Consider the following 15851-nt stretch of genomic DNA (forward strand, 5'->3'; position numbering starts at 1 on the left):
ATCCTCCTATTTTCCCATACAAAATTCACTGAAAATGGTATTTATCAAATCTTCACCAACGGATTCTCCTATAATCGTACCCAGTGACTCATAAGCATTCATAAGATCAATAGAATAAAAATCCTCAGGCATGGAAGCTTCAATGCTTTCCTTCACTTTGGAAAGGCTTTCTGATGTCTCCATTAATGCAGATTTATGTCTCATATTCGTAATATAAATTTCATCATTAAATTTAAGCTCTCCTTGGAAAAACATTTCTTTTATCTTTTCTTCTAGCCTGGAAAGTCCCAGCTCCTCTTTTGCAGATATCAAAAGAACCGGCTGATTTACTTCCTTTTCCAGATCCTCCTTTGAAATCACGGATTCCAGATCTATTTTATTTAAAAGTACAATTGCTTTTTTAGCTTTAATCAGAGAAATAATTTCTCTGTCATTTTCATCCAGCTGCCTTGTTCCATCAACCACATAAATAATTAAATCAGCATCCTTTGCAGAAGCCCTTGCCTTTTCAACTCCAAGGCCCTCCACATAATCCTCCGTAACACGGATACCTGCTGTATCCACCAGATTTAGAATAATGTCTCCCAGATAAATACTTTCCTCCAGAGTATCTCTGGTCGTTCCCTCAATCTCTGTTACAATTGCACGTTCTTCACCTAACAAAACATTTAAAAGTGAAGATTTTCCAGCATTTGGCTTACCTACAATAACGGTTTTAATTCCTTCCTTCATAATTCTTCCATTATCTGCCGTACTTAGAAGCCTTGAAATTTCTTTTTGATTATTTTCTACCCTTTCTAAAAGTTCCTCTCCAAAGCCATCAATTTCAATATGTTCAGGGTCATCTAAGGCAGCTTCAATAAAAGCAATATCATGAATAATATTTTTTCTTATATTTCTTACCTTCTCCAGAACACTTCCTTTTAACTGAGAAACTGAGGACTTTAAAGCCATATCACTTTTAGCATTAATAATATCTATAACAGCTTCCGCCTGGGAAAGATCAATTCTTCCATTTAAAAAGGCTCTCTTTGTAAACTCTCCTGGCTCTGCCGGTCTTGCACCATTTTTAATCAAAAGCTCCAGTATTTTCTTTGTCACAACAATACCGCCATGGCAGTCAATTTCTATAACATCTTCTCTAGTATAGCTGCTTGGCCCTTTCATAATAAGAACCATAACCTCATCAATCATCTCTTCTCCATCATAAATATAACCATAATGTATGGTATGCGATAACTGATCAGCTAATCTTTTATTTCCTTTTGGAGAACGATACAGCCTGTCAGCAATGGAAATTGCATCCATACCGCTCATTCTTACTATACTGATACCTGCATTACTCATAGCTGTAGCAATCGCTGCAATTGTATCTGTCCTCACTTTTTTCTCTCCTTCTATCTCTAAAATAGCAATAAGGGGCTGTAAATAACAGCCCCTTTTCGTTACCTATTCCTCTGTCATTTTTACCTCTTCATCAGAGGTAAAGTTTTTCCGATAACCGCCTCTGTTGTTACTATAGGAGCTTTTTCCATGATTACTGCGGCCCTGGTAATCTCTGTATCCTTTTTTTAATGTAACAACAACTCTTCTATATGGCTCCTCGCCTTCACTGTGAGTTTCCACATATTTATCATTCTGAAGAGCAGAATGAATAATTCTTCTCTCGTATGGATTCATTGGCTCTAAAGAAACACTTCTCTTCGTTCTTTTTACCTTGTAGGAAATATTCTTTGCCAGATTTTCTAGTGTTTCTTTTCTTCTTTCACGATAATTTTCTGTATCTACCTTGACTTTTAAGTAACTACTGCTTTCCTTATTTACCACAAGACTAGTTAAATATTGTAAAGAATCAAGAGTTTGTCCTCTTTTTCCAATCAGAATACCCATATCTTCTCCTTCAATATTCACCGATACCTGACCTTCAGAAGCATCATATACTACGGTAACCTCTGCCTCAATATTCATTGCCTTAAATACATCATTTAAAAACTTCTTAGCAGCACCCTCAACATCACCAGTTACTTCCGGTTTCTCCTGCCTTTCTGTCTTAACCTTTTTCTCAGAATATTCTTTTTTCTCTGCTTTCGTCTGTTCTTTTTTTGCTGTTTTAACAGGCTCAGCTGCTTTTTTTTCTTTTTTTCTTACACGAATCTTAGCTGGTCTGGAAAACATACCTAAAAATCCTGCTTTTTCACTCTCTATTACTTCATATTCTACCATATCACTGGTAAGCTCTAGTTTAATTAAAGCCTCTGTCAAAGCATCATCTACTGTTTTTGCTGAAAACTCTACCCATTCATTCATTTTTATTTTTCCTCCCTCTTCTTTCTGTCTAACAGATGTGCGTTGGCTGCAATACTTCCTGCTTTATAAGAAACATCTCTTTTTTCGTAATCAGAAGGAAGCCTGTTAGCATTCATCTTTGCCCTATCTCCCATAGTACTGGTTCTTGCCTTTGCCAACTCAGCCATTGAGGCATCCGGATTTATTCCTTTTCTTTCTTTTTTCTTTCTTGCATTTTCCCGGTTCTTTTCAATCATTTCATCAACATCTATCTTGTCCATGTACATATTTACAAAAATCTGCTGAATTGCACGGAAAACTGCGCCTGCAATCCAGTAAATACCAACACCAACAGGAAGGGACAAGCAAAAAAATCCGGACATCAAAGGCATAATCGTATTCATAGACTTCATTGTCGCATCCATAGTGTCATTACCACTCTTCTGATTTGGCTGCTTTGCCATCATAAGCTTTGTCTGAAGCATCTGAGTTACAATCGCAAGAATAGGGATAAGAATATAAGCAACCTTCACGCCAATTGGAATATCAGCTAAAACCTGTCCCATTGGAGACTCTGCAATATTCAGACCAAAACCAAAGTTATTAATATGCATAATACGATCCGCATTTGTCTGAATAGTATCAGCAATAGAGCTGAAATTTGTATTGGAAATAACAGCATCCCAATCAGCAGCCTTAAACTGTCCCATAATATCAATCAAATGAGGTATCTCAATTTTACCTGTGTTATTTACAATTTCATCCCACTTTGCACTCTTTAAAATTGTAAACTTTTCCGCATACTCGCTCATAATACCAAAATAATTGGTACTCTGCATTGCTATTGCAATATTCTCATATAAGCTTTTAATAGAACCGACATAAGCCGGAATATTATAAATTACCCGGTACAATGCAAACATAATTGGAAAAGTAATAAGTAAAGGTAAGCATCCTGAGGTTGGATTTGCACCATATTTTTCATATACAGCCTGTGTCTCCAGCTGCACTTTTCTCATAGATGCCTCATCTTTTTTTCCTGCATACTTTTTATTAATTTTCTGAAGCTCCGGATTCATAACAGAAGAAAGCTTTGTAAACTTCTGCTGCTTAATGGTAAGCGGAATCATCAGAGCATTTACAAGAAAGGTAAATATGATAATACATAAACCTGCATTTTCAATACCAAAATTACTTAAAAATTCAAAAATTACATTTAAAATCCATCCCAGACCTTTTGCAATTGGCCCCAGAATGCCTCCATTCTGTGTTAAAACTACACTAATCAATTTTTCCTCCTTCACTGTACCCTATGGTACGGGATCATATCCGCCCTTATGGAAAGGATGACAACGTAAAATTCTCCTTATAGCAAGGTAAGAGCCTTTAAAAATACCATACTTTTCCAATGCCTGAATTGCATATAAAGAGCAGGTAGGCGTATAAATACAACTGGGCCTTCCCTTTAAAGGAGAAATAAATTTACGATATAGTTTTATTAAAAATATAAAAAACCGCCTTATCATAACGATTCGCCATCTCTTTTAACTAATATTCTGTGTATTTTTCCCAAATGTAGCAAAGCACTGCTTATCTCCTGATAACCTTTTCCCTTTGCCGAAGCTCTTGCAATACATACAATATCCCAACCACTATGGAACATTTTCTCATTCAAACGATAGCTCTCACGGATTAATCTGGTTAGACGATGTCTAACTACACTGTTTCCAACTTTCTTACTCACGGATATTCCCAATCTGTTCTTATTCATTCCATTTTGGAACACATACATTACCAAATACCTATTGGCATAGGATTTTCCCCTTTTATACACCTTCTGAAAATCCTGATTCTTTTTTAATGATTCTGACAATTTCAAAATCTCCTACTGCCTTTTCCCTGCAAAGAGAAGAAAAGGTCACAAAAATGCGACCTATGCGGATAATACCTTTCTTCCCTTTGCTCTTCTAGCTGCTAATACTTTTCTACCATTTTTTGTACTCATTCTTGCTCTGAAGCCATGTACCTTAGATCTGGATCTTTTCTTTGGCTGAAATGTCATCTTCATCTTACAAACACCTCCTTTTGTGCCAGACTAACTACTATAGTAGGCATACTGCACTTTATTATATAATTTATTATACGAAACGTCAAGGATTTTTTTATTCCAAAACTTATCCACTATCCACATTCTACTACTGTGTTATCCACAATTTGTGGATAACTTGTGGATAACTCTACTGCTCTTTGTTAATTTATCGTTTATATTTTTAAAAATTTCCTTATTTTTTCGGGCTTTCTTCTTGTTTATATTATTTTTTTACTTATTCACAGCAATGTGTATTACTTTATCCAAATTTATGTTTTCCACATTATAAACAAAATAGTTATACACATTTTCCGGTTGAAATAAAAACAAATTTGTTATAAGATATATATGTATGCTTATGTCATCTCATATGATAAATACATGTACCTGGGAGGATTTTATGAAAGAATTATTAGAAGAAAAATGGGAGGAGATACTTCAATATCTCAAAATAGAGCATGGAATCAGTGAAGTATCCTTTAAAACATGGATACAGCCTCTTTCTGTTTATTCTGTTGAAGATACTACACTTACTATTTTGATTGATAACACTAAAATCGGCGATTCTAAAAAGTTTATTATGAATAAATTCAGCCTTCTTTTGAAGGTTTCTATTGAAGAGATTACAGGAAAAGAATTTGAACTTGAATTTGTTTTATTAAGTGAACTTGAAAAAAAGGAAGAGAAGAAATCCTCTTCTATTAATAAGGAAGCTCCTTCCCAGAATAATAAATATCCTTTTTTAAATCCAAGGTATACCTTTGACACCTTTGTCGTAGGCAGCAACAATAATCTTGCACATGCAGCCTCTTTAGCCGTTGCAGAAGCTCCAGCGGAGACCTACAACCCTCTTTTTATCTGGGGAGGCCCTGGACTTGGAAAAACACACTTAATGCATTCTATTGCACATTTTATCCTGGATCAAAGTCCAGAGACAAAGGTATTATATGTGACAAGTGAGGTTTTTACAAATGAACTGATTGAAGCAATCCGTAATAGAAACGATAATACTTCTATTACTGCTTTTCGCAAGAAATATAGAAATATTGATGTTCTACTGATTGATGATATTCAGTTTATTATCGGTAAAGAATCTACACAGGAAGAATTCTTCCACACCTTTAATACACTATATGAATCAAAAAAACAGATTATTATATCCTCAGATAAACCTCCAAAGGATATTGAAACCTTAGAAGAACGTCTTCGCTCTCGTTTCGAATGGGGTCTTACTGTAGATATTCAGCCACCGGATTATGAAACCCGCATGGCAATTTTGAAGAAAAAAGAAGAGCTGGATGGACTTTCTATCGATGACGAGGTTATGAAATATATTGCTTCTAATATTAATTCCAATATTCGTGAGCTGGAAGGTGCCCTGACGCAGATTGTTGCCCGTTCTCGTCTGAATCGCACAGAGGTTAATGTTGAACTGGCACAGGAAGCCCTTAAAAATCTGATTTCTCCAAATGCTAAAAAGGATATCACTGTAGAATTTATTATAGATATTGTAGCAGAGCATTTTAATATTACTACTGCAGATATTATATCCTCCAAAAAGAGCAGAAACATTGCTTATCCACGTCAGATATGTATGTTCCTCTGCCGTGATTTAAAGGATATTTCTCTAAAGGATATTGGTGCCAAAATGGGTAACAGAGACCATACTACTATTCTTCATGGTATTAATAAAATAGAAGCAGATATTGAAAAGGATTCTAGTCTTTCTAATACGATTGATGTACTTAAGAAAAAAATTAATCCTCAATAGACTGTGAATTTCCTGTGAATAACCTGTTAATTTAAGGTTAATAATTTTTTGAACCCTTTTTTAACTTAAATTAACCACATTTTATGAACTTCATTTTCTGTTTCAATCCACCAGGTTGTAAAATGGGACAAGCCTTTTAAATAAAAGGACAAGAAGGGTTATTCACAAATTAACAGCCACTAAGGATACTACTACGAAATTTTTATTATATATATATAAATAAATTTGCAGAAGGGAGTTATCAACATACATGAAAATCATATGCAGCAAAGCTGATTTACTAAATAGTGTAAATATTGTTATGAAGGCTGTACCAGCTAAATCTACAATGCCTATTTTAGAGTGTCTTGTTATAGAAGTAAAAAACGGTATTATAAAACTGACAGCCAATGATATGGAGCTTGGTATTGAAACCTTAGTAAAAGGAGAGGTTATAGCAGATGGCGTTATAGCTATTAATGCAAAAATATTTGCTGATATTATTCGTAAGCTTTCTGATAATGATATTATAATAGAAACTGATGATAATTTTATGGCTCATATCAGCTGTGAAAAAGCAAAGTTTGATATTGCAGGAAAAAGTAATGATGAATTTCCTTTAATTCCAAAGATTGAAAGAGACTGTTCTATAGAGCTTTCTCAGTTTTCTTTAAAAGAAATTATCCGTCAGACAGTATTTTCTATTTCTGATAACGAAAGTAATAAAATTATGACAGGTGAGCTTTTTGAAATAACAGGTAATGAATTTAAAGTAGTTTCCCTGGATGGGCATCGTATTTCTATTCGTAAAATAAGCCTGAAAGAAAGCTATGATCATATTAAAATAATTGTTCCTGGAAAGACACTAAATGAAATCAGTAAAATTTTATCTGGTGAAATAGAGGATATGGTAAAGATATTCTTTACTAATAAACACATTGTATTTGAATTTAATGATACAATGGTATTATCCCGTCTGATTGAAGGAGAGTATTACAGGATTGAGCAGATGCTTTCCAGTGATTACGAAACAAAGGTTACTATCAATAAAAAGGAGTTTTTAAACTGTATTGACCGTGCAACACTTTTAGTTAAGGAATCGGAGAAGAAACCTATTATCATAAATGTAGGTGAGCAGAACATAGAGCTTTGCATTAATTCAACAATAGGTTCCATGAAGGAAGAAATAGATATTACCAAAGAGGGTAAGGATATTTTAATTGCTTTTAACCCAAGATTTTTAATGGATGCTCTCCGGGTTATTGATGAAGAAGAGGTTGATATTTATTTATTTAATCCAAAGGCCCCTTGCTTTATTAAGGACAAGGAAGAAACTTATATCTATCTGATTTTACCGGTTAATTTTAATGCAGGAGTAAACTAATGGAAACAATTCAAATTAAAGATGAATTTATAAAACTGGGACAGGCATTAAAGCTTGCCAATCTGGTAGAGTCCGGAGTAGATGCTAAAATGGTGATACAGGATGGACTTGTTAAAGTAAATGGAGAAATTGAATACCAGAGAGGTAAAAAGCTTCATAACGGCGATATTTTCGAGTTTGATGGAACCCAGGTAAAAATAGTAAATTAGAGGCGGTTATGAAATTTAAATCCATTGAGTTAAAGGATTTTAGAAATTATGAAGAATTATCTATGACCTTTCATCCGGAAACAAATATTTTGTATGGCGATAATGCTCAGGGAAAGACAAATATTTTAGAAGCCCTTTATCTTTGCTGTACAACGAAATCCCATAAAGGAAGTAAGGATAAAGAGATGATAAAAATAGGGCAGGAATCGGCTCATATAAGGATAGGTGTAGAGAAAGGTGGCATAGAACATACCATTGATATGCATTTGAAAAAAAATCGTTCGAAAGGAATTGCAATTGATGGTGTTCCAATAAAGAAGTCCAGCGAATTGGTTGGTCTGGTTCAAGTTGTGCTTTTTTCACCGGAGGATTTAAGCATTATAAAAAATGGTCCTGGAGAACGGCGGCGGTTTATAGATATGGAGCTTTGCCAGCTGGATAAAATATACCTCCATGATTTGATGAAATACAACCGTATTGTAGAACAGAGAAATAATTTACTAAAACAGATAAGCTTTAACCGGGATTTATTGGATACACTTAGTATATGGGATATGCAGCTTCTGCAGTATGGAAAAAAGATTATTCAAAGAAGAAAAGCTTTTATTGTTCAATTAAATGAAATTGTATATGAAATACATAAAAAACTTTCAGGAGGACGAGAGGAGCTTTTTCTGGAATATGAACCAAATATTAAAGCAGAAGAGTTTGAAAATAAGCTGAAGCACTCTGTGGAAAGGGATATTTCACTAAAGCTGACGACATTAGGTCCTCACAGAGATGATATAAAATTTTTAATTAAGGATACTGATATTCGGAAATTTGGCTCTCAGGGACAACAACGTACCGCAGCTCTTTCTCTAAAACTGGCAGAAATTGATATTTTACGAAAAGAAAAGAAAACAGAGCCAATCCTTCTTTTAGATGATGTTTTATCGGAGCTTGACAGGAATCGTCAGAATTATCTTCTGGAAAGTATAGAAAATATTCAGACAATTATTACCTGTACAGGCTTAGAAGAATTTGTGAATAACCGTTTAAGTATAGATAAGATTTATAAAGTGGTAAATGGAACCGTTTTTGAAGAACAGGAGGAAGTTAAATGAGTCAGGAATACGGAGCAGACCAGATTCAGATTTTAGAGGGTCTTGAGGCTGTAAGAAAGAGGCCGGGCATGTACATTGGAAGTACATCAGCAAAGGGACTTCATCATCTGGTATACGAAATTGTAGACAATGCTGTGGATGAAGCCTTAGCAGGCTTTTGTAATCAGATTGAAGTAACAATTAATGAGGATAATTCCATTACGGTTGTAGATAATGGCCGTGGTATTCCTGTAGGTATTAATCATAAGGCAGGACTTCCTGCTGTAGAGGTTGTATTTACTATTCTTCATGCCGGTGGAAAGTTTGGCGGTGGAGGGTATAAGGTATCCGGTGGACTTCATGGCGTTGGAGCCTCTGTTGTAAATGCTCTTTCAGAATGGCTGGAGGTTACCATTCATATGAATGGTAAAATGTACCGGCAAAGGTATGAAAGAGGTAAGGTTATGTATCCTCTGAAGGAGATAGGTGCAACAGAAAAGAGGGGAACGACGGTAACATTCCTTCCGGATAAACAGATTTTTGAAGAAACCGTTTTTGATTATGATGTGTTAAAGCAACGTCTGAGAGAGATGGCATTTCTTACTAAGGGAATTAAAATTACTCTTATTGATAAAAGAGAGGAAGAGACAAAGGTAAGAGACTTCCATTATGAGGGCGGTATAAAGGAATATGTAAGTTATTTAAACCGCAGTAAAACACCACTGTATGAAAATATTATTTACTGTGAGGGCCAGAAAAATAACGTAAGGGTTGAGGTAGCAATGCAGCATAATGATTCTTATGTGGAGGGCTGCTACAGCTTTGTAAATAATATTACGACGCCAGAGGGTGGTACTCATCTGGTAGGCTTTAAAAATGCTTTGACAAAGACCTTTAATGATTATTCAAGAAGCCAGAAGTTTTTAAAGGATAATGAGCAGAATTTAAGTGGTGAGGATATCCGCGAGGGACTTTCTGCCATTATAAGTGTAAAGATAGAGGAACCACAGTTTGAAGGGCAAACAAAGCAGAAGCTTGGTAACAGTGAGGCAAGAGGTGCTGTAGAAAGTGTAGTAACAGAGCAGCTGACCTATTTTCTTGAACAGAATCCGGCAATAGCAAAAGTTATTTGCGAAAAAGCTATCTTAGCTCAGCGGGCAAGAGATGCGGCAAGAAAGGCCAGAGATTTAACAAGAAGAAAGACAGCTTTAGAGGGTGCTAGTCTACCTGGAAAGCTGGCTGACTGTTCCGATAAAAATCCTGAAAATTGTGAGATTTATATCGTAGAGGGAGACTCTGCGGGTGGAAGTGCGAAAACAGCACGTTCCAGAGCAACCCAGGCGATACTTCCACTACGTGGTAAAATTTTAAATGTAGAGAAAGCAAGACTTGATAGAATTTTGGTTAATGAAGAAATAAGAGCCATGATTACGGCCTTTGGTACCGGTATTTATGATGAGTTTGATATTTCGAAGCTTCGTTATCATAAAATTATTATAATGACCGATGCTGATGTTGATGGTGCCCATATTAGTACACTTTTGCTTACCTTTTTCTATCGTTTTATGCCGGAGCTTATCAAACAGGGATATGTGTATCTGGCACAGCCACCTCTTTATAAGGTTGAAAAAGGAAAAATTATAAGATATGCTTATAATGATGCAGAATTAAATGAGATTCTGACAGAGATTGGAAGAGACACTAATAATAAAATTCAGCGTTACAAAGGACTTGGAGAGATGGATGCAGAGCAGCTCTGGGAGACAACTATGGATCCGGAAAAGAGAGTTCTTTTAAAGGTTGCTATTGATGAAGAAACAGAGTCTGAAATTGATTTGACCTTTACTACCCTTATGGGTGACAAAGTAGAGCCAAGACGTGAGTTTATTGAAAAGAATGCTAAGTATGTTAAGAATCTGGATATCTAGGAATTGGCCTGCGGAATGAAAAGGAGAAATTTAAATGGATGAACATATCTTTGATAAGGTCCACGAGGTAGATTTAAAAAAGACAATGGAGGAGTCTTATATTGATTATGCCATGTCTGTTATTGCTGCCCGTGCTTTACCGGATGTAAGAGATGGTTTAAAGCCGGTACAAAGAAGAATTTTATATGCAATGATAGAGCTGAATAATGGTCCTGACAAGCCACATCGTAAGTGTGCTCGTATTGTCGGTGACACCATGGGTAAATACCATCCACATGGAGACAGTTCTATTTATGGAGCCTTAGTAAATCTGGCACAGGAATGGTCCACTCGTTATCCGTTAGTGGATGGTCATGGAAATTTTGGTTCCGTCGATGGCGATGGTGCAGCAGCGATGCGATATACAGAAGCCAGACTCAGTAAGATTTCTATGGAAATGCTTTCTGATATCAATAAAAATACCGTAGATTTTATTCCAAACTTTGACGAAACAGAAAAAGAGCCGGTAGTATTGCCGTCCCGTTTTCCAAATCTCTTAGTAAATGGAACCTCTGGTATTGCTGTAGGTATGGCGACTAATATTCCACCTCACAATCTTCGTGAGGTTATTAATGCTGTTGTAAAAATTATTGATAATGTGGTAGAAGAAGACAGAGAAACTGTAATAGAAGAAATTTTATCTATTGTAAAGGGTCCTGATTTTCCTACTGGAGCTATGATTCTGGGAACCAGAGGTATTGAAGAGGCTTATCGTACTGGCCGGGGGAAGATTCGTGTTCGTGCAATTACCGATATTGAGGCCATGGCAAATGGAAAGAACCGTATTGTTGTAACAGAGCTTCCTTACATGGTAAATAAAGCAAGATTAATTGAAAAAATTGCTGAATTACATAGAGATAAAAAAATAGATGGAATTACTGAGCTTCGTGATGAATCTGACAGACAGGGTATGAGAATCTGTATTGAACTTCGTCGTGATGCTAATCCAAATGTTATTTTAAACCAGCTCTATAAGCATACTCAGATGCAGGATACCTTTGGTGTTATTATGCTGGCACTGGTGGGAAATGAGCCTAGGGTCATGAACCTTTTGGATATGCTTAAGTACTATTTAAAGCATCAGGAAGAGGTTGTTACCAGAAGAATCGAATATGATTTAAATAAGGCAGAGGAAAGAGCTCATATTTTACAGGGCTTACTGATTGCTCTGGATCATATTGATGAGGTTATCCGCATTATTCGTTCTTCCAAAAATGTACAGGAAGCAAAGAACCGGTTAATGGAGTCCTATGAATTAAGTGATGCGCAGGCTCAGGCGATTGTAGATATGCGTCTTAGAGCTCTTACCGGTTTGGAAAGAGAAAAGCTGGAGGCAGAATATGCTGAGTTAATGAAAAAAATCGAAGAATTTAAGGCAATTTTAGCAGACCGCCATAAGCTGCTTGGTGTTATCAAGGATGAGCTTATTTTAATCCGTGATAAGTATGGTGACGAAAGAAGAACCTCTATCGGTTATGATGAATTTGATATTTCTATGGAGGATCTGATTCCAAAGGAAAATACAGTAATTACCATGACAAGTCTTGGTTATATCAAGAGAATGACCGTAGATAATTTCAAGAGCCAGAATCGTGGTGGTAAGGGAATTAAGGGTATGCAGACCATAGATGAGGATTATATTGAGGATTTATTTATGACAACTACCCATCATTATGTTATGTTCTTTACCAACAAGGGACGGGTTTACCGTCTGAAGGCTTATGAAATTCCGGAATCCGGACGAACAGCAAGAGGAACAGCGATTGTAAATCTTCTGCAGCTGCTTCCGGAGGAAAAGATAACAGCAGTAATTACCATGAGTGAGTTTGATGATGATAAATACCTCTTTATGGCAACAAAATATGGTATTGTAAAGAAAACTCCGATTCGTGAGTATGCAAATATAAGAAAAACAGGACTTCAGGCGATTAATCTTCGGGAAGAGGATGAGCTGATTGAGGTTAAGGTAACGGACAGCAACAAGGATATTTTCCTGGTAACAAAGAATGGCCAGTGCATCCGCTTTGATGAAAAGGATGTGCGTCCAACAGGAAGAGCCTCTATGGGTGTTATTGGTATGAATCTGGGATATGAGGATGAAATCATCGGTATGCAGTTAAATACCCAGGGAGAATGTCTGTTGTTAGTTTCTGAATATGGTCTTGGAAAGAGAACCTCGATTGATGAATTTGCAGTACAAAAACGTGGCGGTAAGGGTGTAAAGTGCTATAATATTACAGAAAAAACAGGTAATGTAGTAGGTGTCAAGGCTGTTAATGAAGAAAATGAAATTATGATGATTACCACAGAGGGTATTATTATCCGTATTCTGTGCAGCCAGATTTCTAAAATCGGCCGTATTACTTCTGGTGTAAAGCTTATGAATCTGGATCCTTCCAAGGCAGTTAGGGTAGCAAGTATTGCAAAGGTAAGAGAAAGTGAAACAGCTGAGGTTTCTGAAGAAGAAGCTGTAACAGAAGAAGCAGAAAATAGGATAGAAGAATAAAAAAGCTGCCGCAGAATTTTCTGCGGCGGCTTATTTTGTAATTTTTTAGGTGAACAGAATGAAAAAAATAATAGAAACAATTGAGAGCTTTCAGCCTCTTTGCGAACAGGAAAAAAAGGATAAGGAGCTTATGCTTATAGCAGTAAAAAAACAGGGAGAGTCTATTCTGACCCGGGAAAGTGAGCTTTTTCATATAACAGTATCCGGTTTTACTATAAATAAAGAGAAAACTAAGACTTTGATGGTATTTCACAATATTTATAATTCCTGGTCCTGGATTGGAGGACACGCAGATGGAGAGGATGACTTTTTAGAGGTTGCATTAAGAGAAGCGAAAGAAGAGACAGGAATTGAACATATTTATCCTGCCGAAGCTGATATGATTTCTTTAGATATTCTTACGACGAAGGGGCACTGGAAAAACGGAAGCTATGTAGCACCTCATCTTCATTTAAATCTTACTTATCTTTTGATAGGGGATGAAAAGGATGCTATTCAAAGAAAAGAAGATGAAAATAAGGCAGTTGGATGGATTTTAATAGAAGAAGTTGAAAAAAAGGTAACAGAGCCGGAAATGAATCTGGTCTATCAGAAAATATTAGACCGCATACCGAAGTAAAAGGAGAAGAAGATGAAAACAATTCATACAGATGAAATCATCAAAAATATAAAAGAGATGTGTATAGAGGCAAATTTAAATTTAAGTAAGGATGTTAAGGAAGCTTGTCTTAATGCAGCCAGGCAGGAAGCTTCTCCTTTAGGAAAACAGATATTAGGACAGCTGGAACAAAACATGGATATAGCCAGAGAAGAACAAATACCGATTTGTCAGGATACAGGTATGGCTATTGTCTTTTTGAAAATTGGTCAGAATCTTCATATAGATGGAGAAAATTTAGAGGATGCAGTAAATGAAGGAATCCGTCAGGGCTATAAGGAAGGATATCTTAGAAAATCTGTAGTTTCTGACCCATTTTTAAGAGAAAACACAAAGGATAATACACCGGGAGTAATTCACTATGAGATTGTACCAGGGGAAAATCTTGAAATAACGATGGCTCCAAAAGGCTTTGGCAGTGAAAATATGAGTCGTGTTTATATGTTAAAGCCTGCAGATGGTATAGAGGGTGTTAAAAAAGCGGTAGTAGAAACAGTTATCTTAGCAGGACCAAATGCCTGTCCACCAATGGTAGTAGGTGTAGGTATTGGTGGAAGCTTTGAAAAATGTGCCCTTTTGGCAAAAAAAGCATTGACAAGGGATTTAAATAGCGGCTCACCACTTTCCCACATAGCAGATTTAGAAAAAGAGCTTTTGAAGGAAATTAATAATCTAGGAATTGGACCGGCTGGTCTTGGCGGTACGGTAACTGCCCTTGGTGTAAATGTAGAAACCTATCCTACTCATATTGCAGGGCTTCCAGTGGCTATTAATATATGCTGTCATGTGAACAGACATGTAAAAAGAAGCTTATAAAAGTGTAAAAAACAGATATTTTGTGGATAAATGTTTAGAAAAGAGGGAAACAAGTGGATAAATATATAGAGACACCATTAACAAAAGAAAAAATAGCAGATTTAAAGGCCGGTGATTATGTTTATATCACAGGAACTATTTATACGGCAAGAGATGCAGCTCATAAAAGACTTTTTGAAGCTTTGGAAAAAAAGGAAGAGTTGCCTTTTCAGGTAGAAGATGAAATTATTTATTATCTTGGACCAACACCAGCAAGGGAGGGACAGGTAATTGGCTCGGCTGGACCAACAACCAGCAGCCGGATGGATAAATATACTCCGGCACTTTTAGACCTGGGATTGGGTGGAATGATAGGAAAAGGAAAAAGAAGTCCTGAGGTTATTTTCTCCATGCAGAAGAATAAAGCTGTTTATTTTGCAGCTGTGGGTGGAGCAGGAGCTCTTCTTTCTAAGTGTATAAGGGAAGCAGAGGTAATAGCCTATGAGGACTTAGGGACAGAAGCAATTCGAAAATTAAAGGTAGAAAAACTGCCGGTTATTGTTGTTATTGATGAAGAAGGGACGAATCTATATGAAAGGGCGATAGAAAACTATCGAAAATAAACTTCTATATATAGTAGAAAAAGATTTTAAATCACAATCCATGGTAGAATTGTGTTAATTATATAGAAAATTTAAAAAATTAAAAGAAAAAGGCTTGACAACACCTTTTTCTTTTGCTATACTAAGAAATGCGTTTAACGCAATTGTAAAAGTAAGAAATAAATAAGGAACTGTAAAGTTCAGCATTTTGGAGAAATACTCAAGAGGCTGAAGAGGCGCCCCTGCTAAGGGTGTAGGTCGTTCACGCGGCGCGAGGGTTCAAATCCCTCTTTCTCCGTCTTATTTTTATAAAAATAATATCTTAAAAAAGTATTGACATTCATTTGAAGATATGATAAAATGTTAAACGTTGTCGCTCAAGAAACGAAATAAAAAGTTTAAAAAAGTTCTTGACAAAGACAATACAGTATGATATACTGTATGAGCTGTCTGAAACAGCGAAGAACCTTGATAATTAAACAGTGAAACAACCCTGAAAATTCTAATGAAATTCAGAGAA

General features: G+C 36.0%; 15 protein-coding genes and 1 tRNA gene. 10 read left to right on the plus strand and 6 right to left on the minus strand.

Features of this window, described 5'->3' with window-relative positions; all coding sequences use genetic code 11:
• Positions 1 to 6: 6 nt before the first annotated feature.
• The 6 genes from mnmE to rpmH form a co-directional block, all read right to left on the minus strand.
• A complete protein-coding gene (mnmE, locus tag ASU35_RS10265) occupies positions 7 to 1383 on the minus strand; it encodes a tRNA uridine-5-carboxymethylaminomethyl(34) synthesis GTPase MnmE (protein WP_083504246.1) in 1377 nt (458 codons plus the stop codon).
• 66 nt (positions 1384 to 1449) lie between these two features.
• Positions 1450 to 2307 carry an RNA-binding cell elongation regulator Jag/EloR gene (jag, locus tag ASU35_RS10270; RefSeq protein WP_058352932.1) on the minus strand — a complete coding sequence of 286 codons (858 nt, stop codon included), beginning with the start codon at positions 2305 to 2307 and terminating at the stop codon, positions 1450 to 1452.
• Between the two features lie 2 nt (positions 2308 to 2309).
• Entirely contained in the window at positions 2310 to 3575 is a 1266-nt protein-coding gene (locus tag ASU35_RS10275; protein WP_058352933.1) for a YidC/Oxa1 family membrane protein insertase, read from the minus strand.
• Between the two features lie 21 nt (positions 3576 to 3596).
• Complete coding sequence (yidD, locus tag ASU35_RS18740) at positions 3597 to 3812, minus strand: membrane protein insertion efficiency factor YidD (RefSeq protein WP_083504248.1); 216 nt, start codon at positions 3810 to 3812, stop codon at positions 3597 to 3599.
• Positions 3809 to 4165, minus strand: a complete 357-nt coding sequence (gene rnpA / locus ASU35_RS10280; RefSeq protein ID WP_058352934.1) for a ribonuclease P protein component — start codon at positions 4163 to 4165, stop codon at positions 3809 to 3811. The genes yidD and rnpA overlap by 4 nt, the downstream gene beginning before the upstream one ends.
• Positions 4166 to 4219: 54 nt before the next feature.
• On the minus strand, positions 4220 to 4354 hold the full coding sequence (gene rpmH / locus ASU35_RS10285; protein ID WP_058352935.1) for a 50S ribosomal protein L34: 135 nt from the start codon (positions 4352 to 4354) through the stop codon (positions 4220 to 4222).
• Between the two features lie 421 nt (positions 4355 to 4775).
• Here rpmH and dnaA point away from each other — a divergent pair, with 421 nt between their 5' ends.
• From dnaA to ASU35_RS10335, 10 genes are all read left to right on the plus strand, one after another.
• Positions 4776 to 6146, plus strand: a complete 1371-nt coding sequence (dnaA, locus tag ASU35_RS10290) for a chromosomal replication initiator protein DnaA (RefSeq protein WP_058352936.1) — start codon at positions 4776 to 4778, stop codon at positions 6144 to 6146.
• Positions 6147 to 6396: 250 nt separating this feature from the next.
• Positions 6397 to 7509, plus strand: a complete 1113-nt coding sequence (gene dnaN / locus ASU35_RS10295; RefSeq protein ID WP_058352937.1) for a DNA polymerase III subunit beta — start codon at positions 6397 to 6399, stop codon at positions 7507 to 7509.
• Complete coding sequence (locus tag ASU35_RS10300; protein ID WP_058352938.1) at positions 7509 to 7718, plus strand: RNA-binding S4 domain-containing protein; 210 nt, start codon at positions 7509 to 7511, stop codon at positions 7716 to 7718. Before dnaN ends, ASU35_RS10300 begins: the two co-directional genes overlap by 1 nt.
• Positions 7719 to 7726: 8 nt before the next feature.
• On the plus strand, positions 7727 to 8824 hold the full coding sequence (recF, locus tag ASU35_RS10305) for a DNA replication/repair protein RecF (protein WP_058352939.1): 1098 nt from the start codon (positions 7727 to 7729) through the stop codon (positions 8822 to 8824).
• On the plus strand, positions 8821 to 10731 hold the full coding sequence (gene gyrB / locus ASU35_RS10310; RefSeq protein ID WP_058352940.1) for a DNA topoisomerase (ATP-hydrolyzing) subunit B: 1911 nt from the start codon (positions 8821 to 8823) through the stop codon (positions 10729 to 10731). The genes recF and gyrB overlap by 4 nt, the downstream gene beginning before the upstream one ends.
• A 34-nt stretch (positions 10732 to 10765) precedes the next feature.
• Positions 10766 to 13276 (plus strand): DNA gyrase subunit A, encoded by a 2511-nt coding sequence (gene gyrA, locus ASU35_RS10315; protein WP_058352941.1) that lies wholly within the window; start codon positions 10766 to 10768, stop codon positions 13274 to 13276.
• A gap of 58 nt (positions 13277 to 13334) precedes the next feature.
• Positions 13335 to 13895 carry an NUDIX hydrolase gene (locus tag ASU35_RS10320; protein ID WP_058352942.1) on the plus strand — a complete coding sequence of 187 codons (561 nt, stop codon included), beginning with the start codon at positions 13335 to 13337 and terminating at the stop codon, positions 13893 to 13895.
• 12 nt (positions 13896 to 13907) lie between these two features.
• Positions 13908 to 14750, plus strand: a complete 843-nt coding sequence (locus ASU35_RS10325; RefSeq protein ID WP_058352943.1) for a fumarate hydratase — start codon at positions 13908 to 13910, stop codon at positions 14748 to 14750.
• A gap of 53 nt (positions 14751 to 14803) precedes the next feature.
• Positions 14804 to 15352: a Fe-S-containing hydro-lyase gene (locus ASU35_RS10330; RefSeq protein ID WP_058352944.1), complete on the plus strand. Its 549-nt coding sequence runs from the start codon at positions 14804 to 14806 to the stop codon at positions 15350 to 15352.
• Between the two features lie 189 nt (positions 15353 to 15541).
• Positions 15542 to 15629 (plus strand) — tRNA-Ser (locus ASU35_RS10335).
• The last annotated feature ends 222 nt before the right edge of the window (positions 15630 to 15851 follow it).

Origin of the sequence: Acetivibrio ethanolgignens (assembly GCF_001461035.1) — a bacterium.
Classification (GTDB): domain Bacteria; phylum Bacillota; class Clostridia; order Lachnospirales; family Lachnospiraceae; genus Velocimicrobium; species Velocimicrobium ethanolgignens.

Bases quoted from the DNA above. Each gene is read 5' to 3' on its own strand.
- rpmH (WP_058352935.1), bottom strand. From the start codon at position 4,354: ATGAAGATGACATTTCAGCCAAAGAAAAGATCCAGATCTAAGGTACAT.
- ASU35_RS10325 (WP_058352943.1), top strand. From the start codon at position 13,908: ATGAAAACAATTCATACAGATGAAATCATCAAAAATATAAAAGAGATG.
- yidD (WP_083504248.1), bottom strand. From the start codon at position 3,812: ATGATAAGGCGGTTTTTTATATTTTTAATAAAACTATATCGTAAATTT.
- jag (WP_058352932.1), bottom strand. From the start codon at position 2,307: ATGAATGAATGGGTAGAGTTTTCAGCAAAAACAGTAGATGATGCTTTG.
- gyrA (WP_058352941.1), top strand. From the start codon at position 10,766: ATGGATGAACATATCTTTGATAAGGTCCACGAGGTAGATTTAAAAAAG.
- recF (WP_058352939.1), top strand. From the start codon at position 7,727: ATGAAATTTAAATCCATTGAGTTAAAGGATTTTAGAAATTATGAAGAA.
- dnaA (WP_058352936.1), top strand. From the start codon at position 4,776: ATGAAAGAATTATTAGAAGAAAAATGGGAGGAGATACTTCAATATCTC.
- ASU35_RS10320 (WP_058352942.1), top strand. From the start codon at position 13,335: ATGAAAAAAATAATAGAAACAATTGAGAGCTTTCAGCCTCTTTGCGAA.
- gyrB (WP_058352940.1), top strand. From the start codon at position 8,821: ATGAGTCAGGAATACGGAGCAGACCAGATTCAGATTTTAGAGGGTCTT.
- dnaN (WP_058352937.1), top strand. From the start codon at position 6,397: ATGAAAATCATATGCAGCAAAGCTGATTTACTAAATAGTGTAAATATT.
- ASU35_RS10300 (WP_058352938.1), top strand. From the start codon at position 7,509: ATGGAAACAATTCAAATTAAAGATGAATTTATAAAACTGGGACAGGCA.